The 18,824-nt window shown below is 66.1% G+C and carries 18 protein-coding genes; all 18 read right to left on the reverse strand.

What is annotated here, in order from left to right:
• The 18 genes from rplN to rpoB all read right to left on the reverse strand — a co-directional run bounded on the left by rplN (position 1) and on the right by rpoB (position 18,470).
• On the reverse strand, positions 1-369 hold the full coding sequence (gene rplN / locus ABZ194_RS09550; RefSeq protein WP_012887841.1) for a 50S ribosomal protein L14: 369 nt from the start codon (positions 367-369) through the stop codon (positions 1-3).
• Positions 370-626: 257 nt separating this feature from the next.
• On the reverse strand, positions 627-911 hold the full coding sequence (rpsQ, locus tag ABZ194_RS09555) for a 30S ribosomal protein S17 (protein WP_355594196.1): 285 nt from the start codon (positions 909-911) through the stop codon (positions 627-629).
• Positions 904-1,140: a 50S ribosomal protein L29 gene (gene rpmC / locus ABZ194_RS09560; RefSeq protein ID WP_012887839.1), complete on the reverse strand. Its 237-nt coding sequence runs from the start codon at positions 1,138-1,140 to the stop codon at positions 904-906. The genes rpsQ and rpmC overlap by 8 nt, the downstream gene beginning before the upstream one ends.
• On the reverse strand, positions 1,140-1,559 hold the full coding sequence (gene rplP / locus ABZ194_RS09565) for a 50S ribosomal protein L16 (protein WP_012887838.1): 420 nt from the start codon (positions 1,557-1,559) through the stop codon (positions 1,140-1,142). The genes rpmC and rplP overlap by 1 nt, the downstream gene beginning before the upstream one ends.
• 2 nt (positions 1,560-1,561) lie before the next feature.
• Positions 1,562-2,431 (reverse strand): 30S ribosomal protein S3, encoded by an 870-nt coding sequence (gene rpsC / locus ABZ194_RS09570; RefSeq protein WP_355594198.1) that lies wholly within the window; start codon positions 2,429-2,431, stop codon positions 1,562-1,564.
• Positions 2,431-2,784, reverse strand: coding sequence for a 50S ribosomal protein L22 (rplV, locus tag ABZ194_RS09575; RefSeq protein WP_089210179.1), 354 nt, complete (start codon positions 2,782-2,784; stop codon positions 2,431-2,433). Before rplV ends, rpsC begins: the two co-directional genes overlap by 1 nt.
• Positions 2,785-2,900: 116 nt before the next feature.
• Positions 2,901-3,179: a 30S ribosomal protein S19 gene (rpsS, locus tag ABZ194_RS09580; RefSeq protein WP_030451498.1), complete on the reverse strand. Its 279-nt coding sequence runs from the start codon at positions 3,177-3,179 to the stop codon at positions 2,901-2,903.
• 11 nt (positions 3,180-3,190) lie between these two features.
• A complete protein-coding gene (gene rplB, locus ABZ194_RS09585; protein WP_271220144.1) occupies positions 3,191-4,027 on the reverse strand; it encodes a 50S ribosomal protein L2 in 837 nt (278 codons plus the stop codon).
• Between the two features lie 88 nt (positions 4,028-4,115).
• Positions 4,116-4,418: a 50S ribosomal protein L23 gene (gene rplW / locus ABZ194_RS09590; protein ID WP_355594200.1), complete on the reverse strand. Its 303-nt coding sequence runs from the start codon at positions 4,416-4,418 to the stop codon at positions 4,116-4,118.
• Positions 4,418-5,065 carry a 50S ribosomal protein L4 gene (gene rplD, locus ABZ194_RS09595; protein ID WP_355594202.1) on the reverse strand — a complete coding sequence of 216 codons (648 nt, stop codon included), beginning with the start codon at positions 5,063-5,065 and terminating at the stop codon, positions 4,418-4,420. The genes rplW and rplD overlap by 1 nt, the downstream gene beginning before the upstream one ends.
• A complete protein-coding gene (gene rplC, locus ABZ194_RS09600) occupies positions 5,062-5,715 on the reverse strand; it encodes a 50S ribosomal protein L3 (RefSeq protein WP_355594204.1) in 654 nt (217 codons plus the stop codon). Before rplC ends, rplD begins: the two co-directional genes overlap by 4 nt.
• A 14-nt stretch (positions 5,716-5,729) precedes the next feature.
• Positions 5,730-6,038, reverse strand: a complete 309-nt coding sequence (gene rpsJ / locus ABZ194_RS09605) for a 30S ribosomal protein S10 (RefSeq protein ID WP_012887830.1) — start codon at positions 6,036-6,038, stop codon at positions 5,730-5,732.
• Positions 6,039-6,297: 259 nt separating this feature from the next.
• The gene (gene tuf / locus ABZ194_RS09610) at positions 6,298-7,491 is read right to left on the reverse strand and encodes an elongation factor Tu (RefSeq protein ID WP_355594206.1); all 1,194 of its coding nucleotides are present in this window, start codon (positions 7,489-7,491) and stop codon (positions 6,298-6,300) included.
• Positions 7,492-7,583: 92 nt separating this feature from the next.
• Entirely contained in the window at positions 7,584-9,683 is a 2,100-nt protein-coding gene (gene fusA / locus ABZ194_RS09615; RefSeq protein ID WP_355594208.1) for an elongation factor G, read from the reverse strand.
• Positions 9,684-9,719: 36 nt separating this feature from the next.
• Positions 9,720-10,190: a 30S ribosomal protein S7 gene (gene rpsG / locus ABZ194_RS09620; RefSeq protein ID WP_355594210.1), complete on the reverse strand. Its 471-nt coding sequence runs from the start codon at positions 10,188-10,190 to the stop codon at positions 9,720-9,722.
• Between the two features lie 2 nt (positions 10,191-10,192).
• Complete coding sequence (gene rpsL / locus ABZ194_RS09625; protein ID WP_012887826.1) at positions 10,193-10,564, reverse strand: 30S ribosomal protein S12; 372 nt, start codon at positions 10,562-10,564, stop codon at positions 10,193-10,195.
• A 524-nt stretch (positions 10,565-11,088) separates the two neighbouring features.
• Complete coding sequence (locus ABZ194_RS09630; RefSeq protein WP_355594212.1) at positions 11,089-14,976, reverse strand: DNA-directed RNA polymerase subunit beta'; 3,888 nt, start codon at positions 14,974-14,976, stop codon at positions 11,089-11,091.
• Between the two features lie 26 nt (positions 14,977-15,002).
• Positions 15,003-18,470 carry a DNA-directed RNA polymerase subunit beta gene (gene rpoB, locus ABZ194_RS09635; protein ID WP_355594214.1) on the reverse strand — a complete coding sequence of 1,156 codons (3,468 nt, stop codon included), beginning with the start codon at positions 18,468-18,470 and terminating at the stop codon, positions 15,003-15,005.
• Positions 18,471-18,824 lie beyond the last annotated feature (354 nt).

Genomic DNA, 18,824 nt, shown 5'->3' on the forward strand with positions numbered 1-18,824 from the left:
TTACAACACCTCCGGCGCGAGCGAGATGATGCGCATGAACTTCTTGTCACGCAGCTCACGTCCGACGGGACCGAAGATACGCGTACCACGAGGGTCGCCGCTGTCCTTGATGATGACGGCGGCGTTCTCGTCGAAGCGGATGTAGGAGCCGTCGGGCCGGCGGCGCTCCTTGACAGTACGGACGATGACCGCCTTGACGACGTCGCCCTTCTTCACGGTGCCGCCGGGAATGGCGTCCTTGACCGTGGCGACGATGATGTCGCCGATTCCCGCGTAGCGCCGACCCGAGCCGCCGAGAACGCGGATGCAGAGGACTTCCTTCGCACCCGTGTTGTCGGCGACCTTGAGTCGCGACTCCTGCTGGATCACTTGTACTCCTGTTTGTCTCGCCGGTTCTCACCCTCGGGTGAGCCTTGCGGAACCTGATGTGGTCTTTTTCCCCCGGCGACAGTCCTGCCGGGCCGAGCCTGCCTCACCGTGCCCCGGCGGTACGGCTCGCGCCCTCCGCCGGATCCGGCCTGGCCTGCTCCTCCCCGGACCGCGGCCACGGGCGGAACGGAGATCAACTCCGCCCCCTTGGACACCGTCGTGGGGGGTGACATGGCCACCCCCCACGAGGCGCGTCGTTACTTGGCCTTCTCCAGGATCTCAATGACCCGCCAGCGCTTGCTGGCCGACAGGGGCCGGGTCTCCATCAGGAGAACCCGGTCACCGATGCCGCACGAGTTGGCCTCGTCGTGTGCCTTGTACTTGGTCGTCCGACGGATGACCTTGCCGTACAAGGGGTGCTTGACGCGGTCCTCGACAGCGACGACGACGGTCTTGTCCATCTTGTCACTGACGACCAGACCCTCACGGGTCTTGCGGTAGTTCCGCGCCTTGGTCGTGCTCTCAGCGGCTGTCTCAGCCATCGATCGACTCCTTCTCAACCGTCACAATGCCGAGCTCCCGCTCGCGCATCACGGTATAGATACGGGCGATCTCGCGGCGGACAGCACGCAGCCGCCCGTGGCTCTCCAACTGGCCGGTCGCGGCCTGGAAGCGGAGGTTGAACAGCTCCTCCTTGGCTTCCTTCAGCTTCTGGACCAGGGTGTCCTGGTCCTCCACCCGCAGCTCACCGGCGGTCAGGCCCTTAGCCATCACGCCTCACCCACTTCACGCTTAACGAACCGGCACTTCATCGGGAGCTTGTGCATCGCACGACGCAGGGCTTCGCGGGCCACCGGCTCCGCGACACCCGACAGCTCGAACATGACGCGGCCGGGCTTGACGTTGGCGATCCACCACTCCGGCGAACCCTTGCCGGAACCCATCCGGGTCTCGGCCGGCTTCTTGGTGAGGGGGCGGTCCGGGTAGATGTTGATCCAGACCTTGCCGCCACGCTTGATGTGACGGGTCATGGCGATACGAGCCGACTCGATCTGGCGGTTGGTCACATAGGAGTGCTCAAGTGCCTGAATGCCGAACTCGCCGAACACGACCCTGGTGCCGCCCTTGGCGGCACCGTGACGGTCGGGCCGGTGCTGCTTGCGGTGCTTGACCCTGCGCGGGATCAGCATGGTCAGCTCCCTTCAGCACCCGGCTGCGCAGCCGGGCCGGTCTCGGGGGCAGCCTGAGAGGCCGCCTCGGTCCTGGGGGCGCGGTCGCCACGGCCACCGGCGCCACCGCCACGGCGGGGACGGTCGCCACCGGCGCCGCCACCACGACGGGGACGGTCGCCACCGGCGCCGCCACCACGGCGGTCGTCACGGTCCCGACGCTGACCGGCACGGGCACCGGCGGCGGCCGCCTCGCGCTCGGCGCGGCTGGTCGGGGCCTCACCCTTGTAGATCCACACCTTCACGCCGATGCGGCCGAAGGTGGTACGGGCCTCGTACAGGCCGTAGTCGATGTCGGCGCGGAGCGTGTGCAGGGGCACGCGGCCCTCGCGGTAGAACTCCGAGCGCGACATCTCGGCGCCACCCAGACGACCGGAGCACTGCACCCGGATGCCCTTGGCGCCGCTCTTCATGGCCGACTGCATGGCCTTGCGCATGGCCCGACGGAACGAGACACGGCTGGACAGCTGCTCGGCGACACCCTGGGCGACGAGCTGCGCGTCGATCTCGGGGTTCTTGACCTCAAGGATGTTCAGCTGGACCTGCTTCTTGGTCAGCTTCTCAAGGTCACCGCGGATCCGGTCGGCCTCGGCGCCGCGGCGGCCGATGACGATGCCCGGACGGGCGGTGTGAATGTCGACCTGAACCCGGTCGGTGGTCCGCTCGATCTCCACCTTGGAGATGCCGGCCCGCTCCATGCCCTTCTTGAGCATGCGGCGGATCGCCACATCCTCGGCCACGTACGACTTGTAGAGCTTGTCGGCATACCACCGGCTCTTGAAGTCGGTCGTGATGCCGAGGCGGAACCCGTGCGGGTTAACCTTCTGACCCACTAGCGGGTCCTCCCCTTCGGCTCGCGGGACTCCACGATCACGGTGATGTGGCTCGTCCGCTTGTTGATCCGATAGGCACGACCCTGAGCGCGGGGACGGAACCGCTTCAGCGTCGGGCCCTCGTCGACCCAGGCGCGGCTCACGAAGAGCGTGCCACGGTCGAGTTTGAAGTTGTGCTCCGCGTTGGCAATGGCGCTGGACAGCACCTTGTACACGGTCTCGCTCGCCGACTGGGGAGCGAACTGCAGCACGGCCTGCGCCTCCGAAGCGGGCAGCCCGCGAATGAGGTCCACCACGCGGCGGGCCTTCATGGGCGTGTGGCGCGCGAACCGCACCTGAGCCCTGGCTTCCATCGCTTACTCCTCTTACCTTCTGCTTCGTGTGGGCCGAGTCCGTCTCGCCTCACGGGTGATCGGTGCGGCTCTCGCCTTCCGACCGTTCCCGGCTCGACGTCCTCTTCCCAAGGCGCTTATCGCCGGCTGCGGCGGTCTTCCTTGACGTGGCTGCGGAACGTCCGCGTGGGCGCGAACTCACCGAGCTTGTGGCCGATCATCGACTCGGTGACGAACACCGGGACGTGCTTGCGGCCGTCGTGAACGGCGATCGTGTGACCGAGCATGTCGGGCACGATCATGGAGCGCCGTGACCACGTCTTGATGACGTTTTTGGTGCCCTTCTCGTTCTGGGCATCCACCTTCTTCTGAAGGTGGTCGTCCACGAAGGGACCCTTCTTAAGGCTACGTGGCATTTGGGCTGCTCCTACCGCTTCTTCCGCTTAGTCCGACGACGGATGATCAGCCGGTCGCTGGCCTTGTTCGCCGCACGAGTACGACCCTCGGGCTTGCCCTTCGGGTTGACGGGGTGACGACCACCGGAGGTCTTACCCTCACCACCACCGTGCGGGTGGTCGACCGGGTTCATCGCGACACCGCGGACGGTGGGGCGCTTGCCCTTCCACCGCATACGGCCGGCCTTACCCCAGTTGATGTTGGCCTGCTCGGCGTTGCCGACCTGGCCGATGGAGGCCCGGCAGCGGACGTCGACCTGGCGCATCTCACCGGAGGGCATACGCAGCGTGGCGTACTGGCCCTCCTTGGCGAGAAGCTGGATCTGCGCGCCGGCGGACCGGCCCAGCTTGGCGCCGCCGCCCGGACGGAGCTCCACCGCGTGGATGAAGGTACCGGTCGGGATGTTGCGCAGCGGGAGGCAGTTACCCGGCTTGATGTCGGCCGTGGGGCCGTTTTCAATCTTGTCGCCCTGCTTCAGGCCGGTCGGGCAGAGGATGTAGCGCTTCTCCCCGTCGGCGTAGTGCAGCAGCGCGATGCGGGACGTGCGGTTCGGGTCGTACTCGATGTGAGCGACCTTGGCCGGGATCCCGTCCTTGTCGTGGCGCCGGAAGTCGATGATCCGGTACGCGCGCTTGTGGCCGCCACCCTGGTGGCGGGTGGTGACTCGGCCGTGGACGTTACGGCCGCCCTTGCTGTGCAAGGGCGCAAGCAGCGACTTCTCGGGCGTGCTGCGCGTGATCTCGGCGAAGTCCGAGACACTGGCGCCGCGGCGACCCGGGGTCGTCGGCTTGAGTTTACGGATGCCCATCTTTTTCGTTCATCCTTCGTCGGTTAATCCGGGCGAGTGCCCCCGCCTCTCAGCGGGGGCGTTCGCCGTTACTTACTGAGCGAGCGGGTCAGCCGACCTGGCCGAAGATGTCGATCCGGTCGCCCTCGACCAGGCTCACAATCGCGCGCTTGGTGCTGGGGCGCTGACCGTAACCGAACTTGGTCCGCTTGCGCTTGCCCTGGCGGTTGATGGTGTTGACGCTCGCCACCTTGACGCCGAAGATCTGCTCAATAGCGATCTTGACCTGCGTCTTGTTGGCCGTCTTCCGCACCAGGAACGTGTACTTGTTGTGCTCGTCGATCAAGCCGTAGCTCTTCTCGGAGACAACGGGCTTGATGATGATGTCCCGCGGGTCGGCGATCTTCTCCATCAGGCGTCTTCCTTCCCGCTCTTGCTCAGACGCGAGACGACCTGGTCGTACGCCTCCTGAGTGAAGACGACGTCGTCGTAGCAGAGCACGTCGTAGGTGTTCAGCTGCCCGGAGTCCAGCAGGTGGACCTCGGGGGCGTTGCGCAGGCTCAGCCAGGTGAGCTCGTCGCCCTCGTCGACCACGACCAGGACGCTACGGGCCTGGGTGATCTTCCGCAGCGCCTCAAGGGCCGTCCTGGTCTTCGGGGTCTCCCCCACGACCAGGCCGCTGACCACGTGGACGCGACCGCCGGTCGCCCGGTCGGACAGGGCACCGCGCAGGGCGGCGGCCTTCATCTTCTTCGGGGTCTTCTGGGTGTAGTCCCGCGGAACCGGACCGTGGACGGTGCCACCGCCGGTGAACTGCGGAGCGCGGGTCGAACCCTGACGGGCGCGGCCGGTGCCCTTCTGACGGTACGGCTTCTTGCCGCCGCCCCTGACCTCACCGCGGGTCTTGGCCTTGTGGGTGCCCTGCCGGCGAGCGGCGAGCTGGGCCACGACGACCTGGTGGATCAGCGGAATGTTGACCTTGGCGCCGAAGACGTCGCCGGGCAGGTCGACCGTGCCGGACTTCGCGCCGCTCACGTCGAGGACGTCAATGGTGCTCACTTGGCAGCCCCCTTCTTGGCAGCGGTGCGGACGAGAACCAGACTGCCGTTGGCGCCGGGGATCGCACCCTTGATCAGGATGAGGCCCTTCTCGGCGTCCACGGCGTGGACCTTGAGGCTCTGGATGGTGGTGCGGACGTTACCCATCCGACCGGCCATGCGCATGCCCTTGAAAACGCGGCCCGGGGTGGCGCAGCCACCGATGGAACCCGGCGAGCGGTGCTTGCGCTGGGTACCGTGCGAGGCGCTCAGACCCCCGAAGCCGTGACGCTTCATGACACCGGCGAAGCCCTTGCCCTTGCTCTTGCCCGTCACGTCGACGAACTGGCCGGCCTCGAAGGTGTCGGCCAGAAGCTCCTGGCCGAGGGTGTAGTCGCTCGCGTCGTCGGTACGGATCTCCGCGAAGTAACGGCGCGGGGTGATGTCGTGCTTGCGCAGGTAGTCGCCGAGCGGCTTCTTGACCTTCCGCGGGTCGACCTGCCCGAAGCCGAGCTGTACGGCGGAGTAGCCGTCCTTCTCGGAAGTACGGACGCGGGTCACGACGCACGGACCAGCCTCGACGACGGTCACCGGGACCATCCGGTTGTCCGCGTCGAAGACCTGGGTCATGCCGAGCTTCTTGCCCAGGACGCCCTTGATCTGCTTAGCCATGTCAGTGCGTTCCCTCAGAGCTTGATCGAGATGTCAACGCCGGCGGGGAGGTCGAGTCGCATGAGCGAGTCGACCGTCTTCGGCGTCGGGTCGATGATGTCAATCAGCCGCTTGTGCGTGCGCATCTCAAAGTGCTCGCGGCTGTCCTTGTACTTGTGCGGCGAGCGGATGACGCAGTACACGTTCTTCTCGGTCGGCAGCGGCACCGGGCCCGCGACCTTAGCGCCAGTCCGCGTGACCGTCTCCACGATCTTCTTGGCCGAGCTGTCGATGACCTCGTGGTCATAGGCCTTGAGCCGGATGCGGATCTTCTGTCCCGCCATAATGGCCTCGGTGTCCTTCGCTGTCGTCTGAAAAAGTTACGTGCGGCCTGTTGCCGCTGTGAGCACGTCCCACGTAGCAGACGCAGTCGATCTGCGCTTTCTTCCGTGATCTGGCAGTCGGTTCGGTCACAGAGTGGCCGAACCAATTGCGAGATCACGGTTCGTGGGCCGTTCCGAGGTGCGGGCCGTACGGCCCGAGCCCCGTCGTGGCGCGGCGGTCGGTCCTGCGATGAGGGCCGACCGCCACTCCGCGGTCGTACTACTTGAGGATCTTGGTAACGCGACCGGCACCGACGGTGCGGCCACCCTCGCGGATGGCGAACTTGAGACCGTCCTCCATCGCGATGGGCTGGATCAGCGAGACGTTCATCTCGGTGTTGTCACCGGGCATGACCATCTCGGTGCCCTCGGGCAGGTTCACAACACCGGTCACGTCAGTCGTACGGAAGTAGAACTGGGGACGGTAGTTGTTGAAGAACGGCGTGTGACGGCCGCCCTCGTCCTTGGACAGGATGTAGACCTGCGCCTCGAACTCGGTGTGCGGGGTGGTCGTGCCCGGCTTGATGATGCACTGGCCGCGCTCGACGTCCTCGCGCTTGATGCCACGCAGGAGCAGGCCGACGTTGTCGCCCGCCTGGCCCTCGTCGAGGAGCTTGCGGAACATCTCGACACCGGTGACCGTGGTGGTGGTCTTGGTGTCCTTGATGCCGATGATGTCGACGGTCTCGTTGACCTTGACGACGCCACGCTCGATACGGCCGGTCACGACGGTGCCGCGGCCGGTGATCGAGAAGACGTCCTCGATCGGCATGAGGAACGGCTTGTCGGTCTCACGGGTCGGCTGCGGAACGTTCTCGTCCACGGCCGTCATGAGCTCGATGATGCTGTCGCCCCACTTGGCGTCGCCCTCAAGCGCCTTCAGCGCCGAGACGCGGATGACCGGCAGGTCGTCGCCGGGGAACTCCTGGGCCGAGAGAAGCTCACGGACCTCAAGCTCGACGAGCTCCAGGATCTCCTCGTCGTCCACCATGTCGGCCTTGTTCAGGGCGACCACGATGTAGGGGACGCCGACCTGGCGGGCCAGGAGGACGTGCTCCTTCGTCTGCGGCATCGGACCGTCGGTGGCGGCGACCACGAGGATCGCGCCGTCCATCTGAGCCGCACCGGTGATCATGTTCTTCACGTAGTCGGCGTGACCGGGGCAGTCCACGTGAGCGTAGTGGCGCTGCTCGGTCTGGTACTCGACGTGCGCGATGGAGATCGTGATACCACGAGCCTTCTCCTCGGGCGCCTTGTCGATCTTGTCGAACGGGGTCGCCTCATTGAGGTTCGGGTAACGCTCGTGGAGCACCTTGGTGATCGCCGCGGTCAGAGTGGTCTTGCCGTGGTCGATGTGCCCAATGGTGCCGATGTTTACGTGCGGCTTGGTCCGCTCGAACTTGGCCTTGGCCACTGCTCTGTCTCCTTAGAGATTCTGACTTGACTTGCGTCTTTTCACTCGGGCTCGGGAAGGCCGGTTCCTTCGGGAACCGGCCGACGAGAGAACTACTCGCCCCGGACCTTCGCGACGATCTCCTTGGCGATGTGCGTAGGCACTTCCGCGTAGGAGTCGAACTGCATGCTGTAGCTCGCGCGTCCCTGCGTCTTGCTACGGAGGTCACCCACGTAGCCGAACATCTCGGAGAGCGGCACGAGCGCGTTGACGACGCGGTTGCCACCGCGCTCGTCCATCGCCTGGATCTGCCCGCGGCGACCGTTGAGGTCACCGATGACATCGCCCATGTAGTCCTCAGGCGTGGTGACCTCAACGGCCATCATCGGCTCCAGGATTACCGCGTCCGCCCTGCGCGCGGCCTCCTTGAAGGCCATCGAGCCAGCGATCTTGAAGGCCATTTCGGACGAGTCCACCTCGTGGTAGGCGCCGTCCTGCAGGGTGACCTTGACCCCGACCATGGGATAGCCGGCGAGAACGCCGAACTCGGCGGCCTCCTGGGCGCCCGCGTCGACCGACGGGATGTACTCCCTCGGGATGCGGCCACCGGAGACCTTGTTGGCGAACTCGTAGCCGTCGTTGCCCTCGCCCAGCGGCTCGATGTCGATGATGACCTTGGCGAACTGGCCCGACCCACCGGTCTGCTTCTTGTGGGTGTAGTCGACCTTCTCCACCTTGCGGCGGATGGTCTCGCGATAGGCCACCTGCGGCCGGCCGACGTTGGCCTCGACCTTGAACTCGCGGCGCATCCGGTCGACGAGGATCTCCAGGTGGAGCTCGCCCATACCCCAGATGACCGTCTGCCCGGTCTCCTCGTCCCTGCGGACCTGGAAGGAGGGGTCCTCCTCCGCCAGGCGCTGGATCGCGGTGCCCAGCTTCTCCTGGTCGCCCTTGGTCTTGGGCTCGATGGCGACGTTGATGACCGGCGCCGGGAAGTTCATCGACTCAAGGACGACCGGCTTGGCCGGGTCGGCCAGGGTGTCACCGGTCGTGGTGTCCTTCAGACCCATGACGGCGACGATCTGACCGGCGACGGCCGACGGGCGCTCCTCGCGCTTGTTGGCGTGCATCTGGTAGATCTTGCCGATCCGCTCCTTGCGCCCCTTCACCGCGTTGACCACGGCGGTGCCGGTCTCCAGCGTGCCGGAGTAGATGCGGATGTAGGTGAGACGCCCCAGGTGCTGGTCACTCATGATCTTGAATGCCAGCGCGGAGAACGGCTCGTTCGGGTCCGCGTGACGCTCGATGACCTCGTCCTCGTTGCCGACCGCGTGACCCTTGAAGGCCGGGATGTCGGTCGGTGCGGGGAGGTAGGCGACGATCGCGTCGAGCAGGGGCTGGATGCCCTTGTTCTTGAACGCGGTGCCGGTCAGGACCGGGTTGATGGCGCTGGCCAGCGTGGCGCGGCGAATGGCCGCCACCAGCTGCTCCTCGGTGGGCTCGACACCCTCAAGGAAGAGCTCCATCAGCTCGTCGTCGTGCTCGGAGACGGTCTCGACAAGCTTGTCACGCCACTCGCGGGCGGCCTCGGTGTGCTCGGCCGGGATCTCCACGACCTCGTACATCTCGCCCTTGGCCGCCTCGGCGCTCCAGAGCAGACCCTTCATCCTGACCAGGTCGATGACGCCCTTGAAGTCGGCCTCGACTCCCCAGGGAAGCTGAAGGACCGCGGGGGTCGCGTGCAGGCGGCTGACCATCATGTCGACGCAGCGGTGGAACTCCGCGCCGACGCGGTCGAGCTTGTTGACGAAGCAGATGCGGGGCACGTTGTAACGGTCGGCCTGACGCCACACCGTCTCGGACTGGGGCTCCACACCGGCGACGCCGTCGAACACGGCGACGGCACCGTCGAGGACGCGGAGCGAGCGCTCCACCTCGATCGTGAAGTCCACGTGACCGGGCGTGTCGATGATGTTGATCGTGTGGCCGAGCCACTCGCAGGTCGTGGCCGCGGAGGTGATGGTGATCCCCCGCTCCTGCTCCTGCTCCATCCAGTCCATCGTGGCTGCGCCCTCGTGGACTTCACCGATCTTGTAGTTGATACCGGTGTAGAACAGGATGCGCTCGGTCGTCGTGGTCTTGCCCGCGTCGATGTGGGCCATGATGCCGATGTTTCGGAACTTGGCCAGGTCAAGAGCGGTCGTGGTGGCCACTTCTCTCGCGTCCTCGTCGTCTCGTGGAACCCGCTGTTACCAGCGGTAGTGGGCGAAGGCCTTGTTGGACTCGGCCATCTTGTGGGTGTCCTCGCGCTTCTTGACACTGGCGCCGAGGCCGTTGCTGGCGTCGAGCAGTTCGTTCATGAGGCGCTCGGTCATGGTCTTCTCACGGCGGGCGCGGGAGTACTGCACCAGCCAGCGCAGGGCCAGGGTGGTGCTGCGCGCGGCGCGCACCTCGACCGGGACCTGGTAGGTCGCGCCACCGACACGGCGGCTGCGGACCTCAAGGGTGGGCTTGACGTTGTCCAGCGCCCGCTTCAGGGTGACGACCGGGTCGTTGCCGGTCTTGTCCCTGGCACCCTCAAGGGCGCCGTACACGATGGACTGGGCGATGGAACGCTTGCCGTCCAGGAGCACCTTGTTGATGAGCGCGGTGACCAGCGGCGAGTTGTGGACCGGGTCGGCCATGAGCTGGCGGCGGCCAGGAGAACCCTTGCGAGGCATTGTTACTTCTCCTTCTTCGCGCCGTAACGGCTACGGGCCTGCTTGCGGTTACGGACACCCTGGGTGTCCAGCGAGCCGCGGATGATCTTGTAGCGAACACCCGGCAGGTCCTTCACACGACCACCGCGGACGAGCACGATGGAGTGCTCCTGAAGGTTGTGACCGACACCCGGGATGTAGGCCGTGACCTCGATACCGTTGGTGAGCCGGACACGCGCGACCTTGCGGAGCGCGGAGTTCGGCTTCTTGGGGGTCGTGGTGTAAACGCGCATGCAGGTGCCGCGTCGCTGGGGGCTGGCCTTGAGCGCCGGGGTTTTGGTCTTGGTGACCTTGTCCTGGCGGCCCTTGCGGACCAGCTGCTGAATCGTGGGCACCGCGTCTCCGTTCGTGCTTGCCGGTGATTCGAATATTGATGCTTTTGCAGGCACTGCCGGTGTCATGACCTGCGGTTTTTCCATCCACTCCGACCCACGCGCTCGGGCGTGTCGCGCACTGGTCGCGCCACTCCCGGCCAGGCCGGTCCAGTGGAAGAGCCACACGGCGCCTCTGCCGACTCCCCGATGGGAAACCTGTCGACGCGCACGCATGAGAGCCCGTGAAGCCACGGGCACGAAGGGAAAGACTACCCAGTCCAGCGCAACACGTCAAAACGGTTGCGCTCGCCGGCCGCTGTAGTGAGCGCCCGTGTTCGTGTCCCGGCTCCGCGATCGGTTTCCGGCCGACCGCTGTTGGGTCCGCTACGAGTTTACCTGTCGCGAGAGACTTCTCCGGCCGTTCCCGCCATCGTCTACAGCTTTCACCGCAACATTCCGGTCAAGAAAGATCCTCAGTAACGAACCCGGACAGACGGACGGCGCCCGGCCCCCTCGATGAGGGACCTGGCGCCGCCTGCGATCGTCTAGCGGTTGTACTGACCGAAGTCGTACTCCTCCAGCGGGACGGCCTCGCCGGAGCCCGAGCCGAAGGTGTAGTCCGCCGCGGAGCCGTCGTAGCCGCCGACGGTGTACATCGCCGACTTGGCCTCCTCGGTGGGCTCGACCCGGATGTTGCGGTACTGCGGCATGCCGGTACCGGCCGGGATGAGCTTTCCGATGATGACGTTCTCCTTGAGACCGAGCAGCGAGTCCGACTTGGCGTGGATCGCCGCGTCGGTGAGCACCCGGGTCGTCTCCTGGAAGGACGCCGCGGACAGCCAGGACTCGGTGGCCAGCGACGCCTTGGTGATACCCATCAGCACCGGACGGCCGGAGGCCGGCGTACCGCCCTCGGCCACGCACTCGCGGTTGATCCGCTCGAAGCGCGGCCGCTCGACCAGCTCGCCGGGCAGCATGTCGGCGTCACCCGACTCAAGCACGTTCACCCGCTTGAGCATCTGCCGGACGATGATCTCGATGTGCTTGTCGTGGATCGACACACCCTGCGAGCGGTAGACCTGCTGGACCTCTGCCACCAGGTGCAGCTGCACGGCCCGGGGGCCGAGGATGCGCAGCACCTCGTTGGGGTTGACGGCGCCGGCGATCAGCTGCTGGCCGACCGTGACGCGCTGCCCGTCCGAGATGAGCAGGCGCGACCGCATGGACACCGGGTAGGCGATCTCCTCGGAACCGTCGTCCGGGACGATCACGATCTTCCGGGTCTTGTCGGTCTCGTCGATGCGGGCCCGGCCCTCGGCCTCGCTGATCGGGGCGACGCCCTTGGGAACGCGCGCCTCGAAGAGCTCCTGCACACGGGGCAGACCGTGGGTGATGTCGGCACCCGCCACACCACCGGTGTGGAAGGTACGCATCGTCAGCTGGGTGCCGGGCTCACCGATCGACTGGGCGGCGATGATGCCGACCGCCTCGCCGACGTCCACCAGCTTGCCGGTCGCGAGCGAGCGGCCGTAGCAGGTGGCGCAGACACCGATCTTGGCCTCGCAGACGAGGGCGCTGCGGGTCCTGACGGTCTCCACACCGGCCTCGACCAGCGCGGTGACGTGGATGTCGTTGATGTCGACACCCGCGCTCACGATGACCTTGCCGTCCACCTCGACGTCCTCGGCCAGGATGCGGCCGTGCACGTTGCTCTCGGCGTTCTCGGCCTTGACCAGGTTGCCCTGGGCGTCGCGGTCGCCGACGTGCAGCGGCACGCCGCGGTCGGTGGCGCAGTCGATCTCGCGGACGATGACGTCCTGCGCGACGTCCACCAGACGACGGGTCAGGTAGCCCGAGTCGGCGGTCCGCAGCGCGGTGTCCGCCAGGCCCTTGCGCTGTCCGTGGGTGGAGATGAAGTACTCCAGCACCGACAGGCCCTCACGGAACGAGGCCTTGATCGGACGCGGGATCGTCTCACCCTTGGTGTTGGACACCAGACCGCGGATGCCGGAGATCTGCCGGACCTGCATCAGGTTCCCTCGGGCGCCCGACTGGACCATCATCCAGACCGGGTTGGTCTTCGGGAACGCCTTCTGCATGTCGTCGGTCACGTCACTGGTCGCGTGCGTCCAGATCTCGATGAGCTCCTGACGGCGCTCCTCGTCCGTGATGAGGCCGCGCTCGTACTCCCGCTGGACCTTGTCGGCCCTGCGCTCGTACGTCTCCATGATCGTGGCCTTGTTCGGCGGCGCGATGACGTCCTCGATGGAGATCGTCACACCTGCCCGGGTGGCCCAGTAGAAGCCGGCGTCCTTGAGCGCGTCAAGGGCGGTGGCGACCTCCACCTTGGGGTACTTCTCGGCCAGCTCGTTGACGATGAGCGACAGCTGCTTCTTGCCGACCTGGGAGTTCACGTACGGGTAGTTCGCCGGCAGCGTCTGGTTGAACAGGCAGCGGCCGAGCGTGGTCTCCAGGCGGTAGCTCTCGCCCGGCTCCCAGCCCTCGGGGGCGGCCCAGCCGCGGGGCGGCGGGACGTCGCCCTTCAGCCGGATCTGGATCCTGGCCTGGATGTCCAGCTCGCGCCGGTCGTAGGCCATGAGCGCCTCGGACACCGAGCCGAAGACCCTGCCCTGGCCGACCGCGTTCTCGTCGTCGTCCTTGAGAGTGGTCAGCGAGTACAGACCGATGATCATGTCCTGGGTGGGCATGGTCACCGGCTTGCCGTCGGCCGGCTTCAGGATGTTGTTGGTGGACAGCATCAGGATGCGGGCCTCGGCCTGCGCCTCGGCCGACAGCGGCAGGTGCACGGCCATCTGGTCACCGTCGAAGTCCGCGTTGAACGCGGTGCAGACGAGCGGGTGGATCTGGATGGCCTTGCCCTCGACCAGCTGCGGCTCGAACGCCTGGATGCCCAGGCGGTGCAGGGTGGGGGCCCGGTTGAGCAGCACGGGGTGCTCGGTGATGACCTCTTCGAGGACGTCCCACACCACGGGGCGGGCGCGCTCGACCATCCGCTTGGCCGACTTGATGTTCTGCGCGTGGTTCAGGTCGACCAGGCGCTTCATCACGAACGGCTTGAACAGCTCCAGCGCCATCTGCTTGGGCAGACCGCACTGGTGCAGCTTCAGCTGCGGGCCGACGACGATGACCGAACGGCCGGAGTAGTCGACTCGCTTGCCCAGGAGGTTCTGGCGGAACCGGCCCTGCTTGCCCTTCAGCATGTCGCTGAGGGACTTCAGCGGACGGTTGCCGGGACCGGTGACCGGACGGCCGCGGCGGCCGTTGTCGAACAGCGCGTCGACGGCCTCCTGGAGCATCCGCTTCTCGTTGTTCACGATGATCTCGGGCGCGCCGAGGTCAAGGAGACGCTTGAGGCGGTTGTTCCGGTTGATCACCCGGCGGTAGAGGTCGTTCAGGTCCGAGGTCGCGAACCGGCCACCGTCGAGCTGCACCATCGGGCGCAGGTCCGGCGGGATGACCGGGATGCAGTCCAGGACCATGCCGTTGGGCGAGTTGCGGGTGTTCAGGAACGCGGAGACGACCTTGAGACGCTTGAGCGCGCGGGCCTTCTTCTGGCCCTTGCCGCTGCGGATCGTCTCCCGCAGGTTCTCGGCCTCAAGTTCGAGGTCGAAGTTGGTCAGACGCTCCTGAATGGCCTGGGCGCCCATGCCGCCGCGGAAGTAGCGGCCGAACCGGTCACGCATCTCGCGGTAGAGCAGCTCGTCGCCCTCCAGGTCCTGGACCTTGAGGTTCTTGAAACGGCTCCACACCTCGTCCAGCCGGTCCAGCTCACGCTGGGCCCGGTCGCGGATCTGCCGCATCTCGCGCTCGGCGCCCTCACGGACCTTGCGACGCTGGTCGCCCTTGGCGCCGGCGGCCTCAAGCTCGGTCAGGTCGGCCTCAAGCTTCTTCTGCCGGGCCTCGACGTCGGCGTCGCGCCGCTGCTCGATGTGCTGCCGCTCGACGGAGATCTTCGCCTCCAGCGACGGCAGGTCACGCTCGCGCATGTCCTTGTCGACGTGCGTGATCATGTAGGCCGCGAAGTAGATGACCTTCTCAAGGTCCTTCGGGGCCAGGTCGAGCAGGTATCCCAGCCGGGACGGGACACCCTTGAAGTACCAGATGTGCGTGACGGGCGCGGCCAGCTCGATGTGGCCCATCCGCTCACGGCGCACCTTGGCCCGGGTCACCTCGACGCCGCAGCGCTCACAGATGATGCCCTTGAAGCGGACGCGCTTGTACTTGCCGCAGTAGCACTCCCAGTCCCGGGTAGGACCGAAGATCTTCTCGCAGAAGAGTCCGTCCTTCTCGGGCTTGAGGGTGCGGTAGTTGATGGTCTCGGGCTTCTTGACCTCACCGTGCGACCACTGGCGGATGTCGTCAGCCGTCGCGAGGCCGATCCGAAGCTCGTCGAAGAAGTTGACGTCCAGCACTTGTATTCCCCTCCTCAGCTTCTAGATCAGACCTCTTCGACGCTGCTCGGCTCACGCCGAGACAGGTCGATGCCGAGCTCTTCCGCAGCGCGGAAGACGTCCTCGTCGGTGTCGCGCATCTCGATGGACATGCCGTCGCTGGAGAGCACCTCGACGTTCAGGCAGAGCGACTGCATCTCCTTGATGAGGACCTTGAACGACTCGGGAATGCCCGGTTCGGGGATGTTCTCGCCCTTGACGATGGCCTCGTAGACCTTCACGCGGCCCAGGACGTCGTCGGACTTGATCGTCAGCAGCTCCTGCAGGGCGTAGGCGGCGCCGTACGCCTCCAGTGCCCACACCTCCATCTCACCGAAGCGCTGACCACCGAACTGCGCCTTACCGCCGAGCGGCTGCTGAGTGATCATGGAGTATGGACCGGTCGAGCGCGCGTGGATCTTGTCGTCGACCAGGTGGAGCAGTTTCAGGATGTAGATGTAGCCGACCGAGATCGGGTGCGGGAACGGCTCACCCGAGCGGCCGTCGAAGAGCCTGGCCTTGCCGTTCGAGCCGACCATGCGGCTGCCGTCCCTGTTGACCAGGGTGCTGTCGAGGAGGCCGATGATCTCTTCCTCGTTGGCGCCGTCGAACACCGGGGTGGCCATGTTCGTGCGCGGCTCGACCTCGGCGAAGCCCTTGTCGCACAGCCGCTCGGCCCACGCCGCCTCGATGCCGGAGATGTCCCAGCCCCTGGCGGCGATCCACCCGAGGTGGGTCTCCAGGACCTGGCCGACGTTCATCCGGCCGGGCACGCCCAGCGGGTTGAGGATGATGTCGACCGGCGTGCCGTCCTCCAGGAACGGCATGTCCTCGACGGGCAGGATCTTGGAGATGACGCCCTTGTTGCCGTGACGGCCGGCGAGCTTGTCACCGTCGGTGATCTTACGCTTCTGGGCCACGTAGACGCGGACCAGTTCGTTGACCCCGGGGGGAAGCTCGTCGCCCTCCTCGCGGCTGAAGACGCGAACCCCTATGACCTTGCCCTGCTCGCCGTGGGGCACCTTCAGGGAGGTGTCACGGACCTCGCGCGCCTTCTCACCGAAGATCGCGCGAAGCAGGCGCTCCTCGGGGGTCAGCTCGGTCTCGCCCTTGGGCGTGACCTTGCCGACGAGGATGTCACCGGGGACGACCTCGGCGCCGATGCGGATGATGCCGCGCTCGTCGAGGTCGGCCAGGACCTCCTCGGAGACGTTCGGGATGTCCCGGGTGATCTCCTCGGGGCCCAGCTTGGTGTCGCGGGCGTCGACCTCGTGCTCCTCGATGTGGATCGAGGAGAGGACGTCGTCCTGGACCAGCCGCTGGGACAGGATGATCGCGTCTTCGTAGTTGTGACCCTCCCACGGCATGAACGCCACGAGCAGGTTCTTGCCGAGCGCCATCTCACCGTCGTCGGTGCAGGGGCCGTCGGCGACGACCTGGTTCACCTCGATCCGGTCGCCCTCGGCGACGATCGGCTTCTGGTTGAAGCAGGTGCCCTGGTTGGAGCGCTTGAATTTGGCGACGCGATAGGTCGTACGGGTGCCGTCGTCGTTCATCACGGTGACGTAGTCGGCGGAGACCTCCTCGACCACACCGGGCTTGTCCGCGGTGATGACGTCGCCCGCGTCGGTCGCGGCACGGTACTCCATGCCGGTGCCGACCAGCGGCGCCTCACTCTTGAGCAACGGCACCGACTGGCGCTGCATGTTGGAGCCCATGAGCGCGCGGTTGGCGTCGTCGTGCTCCAGGAAGGGGATCATCGCGGTCGCGACGGACACCATCTGGCGCGCCGACACGTCCATGTAGTCGACCTCGTTGCCACGCAGGGACTCGAACTCGCCGCCCTTACGGCGGACGAGCACGCGACTCTCCAGGAACGTGCCATCGGAACCGATCGGCGTGTTCGCCTGGGCGATGACGTATCGGTCCTCCTCGTCGGCCGTGAGGTAGTGCACCTCGTCGGTGACCCGGCCGTCGACGACCTTCCGGTACGGCGTCTCGACGAAGCCGAAGGAGTTGACCCGGCCGAAGGAGGCCAGCGAGCCGATCAGACCGATGTTCGGTCCTTCCGGCGTCTCGATCGGGCACATGCGGCCGTAGTGGGACGGGTGAACGTCACGGACCTCGAAGCCGGCCCGCTCACGGGACAGACCACCGGGGCCCAGCGCGGACAGACGACGCTTGTGCGTCAGGCCGGCCAGGGGGTTGGTCTGGTCCATGAACTGCGACAGCTGGGAGGTCCCGAAGAACTCCTTGATCGACGCCACGACCGGACGGATGTTGATCAGGGTCTGCGGCGTGATCGCCTCGACGTCCTGGGTGGTCATCCGCTCACGGACGACCCGCTCCATCCGGGCCAGGCCCAGGCGGACCTGGTTCTGGATGAGCTCGCCGACCGTCCGCAGACGGCGGTTGCCGAAGTGGTCGATGTCGTCGGTCTCGACGACGATCTCGCGACCGGCGCCCGGCATCGAGTGCTCGCCCGCGTGCAACTTGACGATGTACTCGATCGTGGCGACGATGTCGTCCTCGGTCAGCGTGCCCTGGGTGATCTCGCTGTCGACACCGAGCTTCTTGTTAATCTTGTAACGGCCGACCTTGGCCAGGTCGTAGCGCTTGTGGTTGAAGTAGAGGTTCTCCAGCAGTGTCTGCGCCGACTCCTTGGTCGGCGGCTCTCCCGGACGCAGCTTGCGGTAGATGTCCAGCAGGGCGTCGTCCTGGCCGGCCGTGTGGTCCTTCTCCAGGGTGGCGCGCATGGACTCGTACTGCCCGAACCGCTCAAGGATCTGGTCGCTGGTCCATCCGAGCGCCTTCAGCAGGACCGTGACGGCCTGCTTGCGCTTACGGTCGATCCGGACGCCGACGCTGTCACGCTTGTCGATCTCGAACTCAAGCCAGGCGCCCCGGGAGGGGATCACCTTGCAGCCGTAGAGGTCCTTGTCGGAGGTCTTGTCGACGCTGCGGTCGAAGTAGACGCCCGGGGAGCGGACCAGCTGGGAGACCACGACACGCTCGGTGCCGTTGATGATGAACGTTCCCTTGCCGGTCATAAGCGGGAAATCGCCCATGAACACGGTCTGGCTCTTGATCTCGCCAGTGGTGTTATTGATGAACTCCGCCGTCACGAACATCGGGGCGGAGTAGGTCATGTCCTTGTCTTTGCACTCATCGACTGAGTACTTGGGCGGCTCGAACCGGTGGTCACGGAACGACAGGGACATGGTCCCGGAGAAGTCCTCGATGGGACTGATCTCCTCGAAGATCTCTTCGAGGCCCGACTGGGCCGGAACGTCCTTGCGCCCGGCCTGGCGAGCCGCCTCGACCCGCCCCTTCCACTTCTCGTTGCCAAGCAGCCAGTCGAAGGACTCGGTCTGCAGGGCGAGAAGGTCAGGAACTTCGAGCGGCTCCTGAATCCGTGCGAAAGACACACGACGGGGACCAGCGGGTACGGCGGAGGCGTTGCGCGAGGCTGCCAACAGATGTCCTTCCGAGGGCTCGCGGCGGACTGACTACACGCACGCCAGACGACCATGCATCAGAGCACCAAAAGAAGCGGGTCGTCAAAGGGCAGCGCAAAGGGGCAGTGTAGCCGAATGGCATACACCTGTCCAGTCCAGTCTCGCTGCAAGCTCCACGTTGGTCGCAGCATCGCCCGTCAGAGCCAAAACGTCAAGCCCGTGAGCCGACATTTCAGCCAAGGAACAGCCGAGACGCTGGGAGTTTGCCCACCCTGTGACCTGCGCACACCACCGGATCCAAGACGATACCCGCGACCTGGTGTGGCTAACGCTCAGTCACACGACGGTTGGAACGCCAGCCGATGACCGACT

The sequence above is a fragment of the Streptosporangium sp. NPDC006007 genome, assembly GCF_040614315.1.
Taxonomy (GTDB): domain Bacteria; phylum Actinomycetota; class Actinomycetes; order Streptosporangiales; family Streptosporangiaceae; genus Streptosporangium.

Coding starts and splice junctions, on each gene's coding strand:
- rpsG (WP_355594210.1), bottom strand. CDS start 10,190: ATGCCTCGCAAGGGTTCTCCTGGCCGCCGCCAGCTCATGGCCGACCCG.
- rplB (WP_271220144.1), bottom strand. CDS start 4,027: ATGGGCATCCGTAAACTCAAGCCGACGACCCCGGGTCGCCGCGGCGCC.
- rplW (WP_355594200.1), bottom strand. CDS start 4,418: ATGGAGAAGATCGCCGACCCGCGGGACATCATCATCAAGCCCGTTGTC.
- rplC (WP_355594204.1), bottom strand. CDS start 5,715: ATGGCTAAGCAGATCAAGGGCGTCCTGGGCAAGAAGCTCGGCATGACC.
- rpsS (WP_030451498.1), bottom strand. CDS start 3,179: ATGCCACGTAGCCTTAAGAAGGGTCCCTTCGTGGACGACCACCTTCAG.
- rpsJ (WP_012887830.1), bottom strand. CDS start 6,038: ATGGCGGGACAGAAGATCCGCATCCGGCTCAAGGCCTATGACCACGAG.
- rpmC (WP_012887839.1), bottom strand. CDS start 1,140: ATGGCTAAGGGCCTGACCGCCGGTGAGCTGCGGGTGGAGGACCAGGAC.
- rpsQ (WP_355594196.1), bottom strand. CDS start 911: ATGGCTGAGACAGCCGCTGAGAGCACGACCAAGGCGCGGAACTACCGC.
- rplP (WP_012887838.1), bottom strand. CDS start 1,559: ATGCTGATCCCGCGCAGGGTCAAGCACCGCAAGCAGCACCGGCCCGAC.
- rplV (WP_089210179.1), bottom strand. CDS start 2,784: ATGGAAGCCAGGGCTCAGGTGCGGTTCGCGCGCCACACGCCCATGAAG.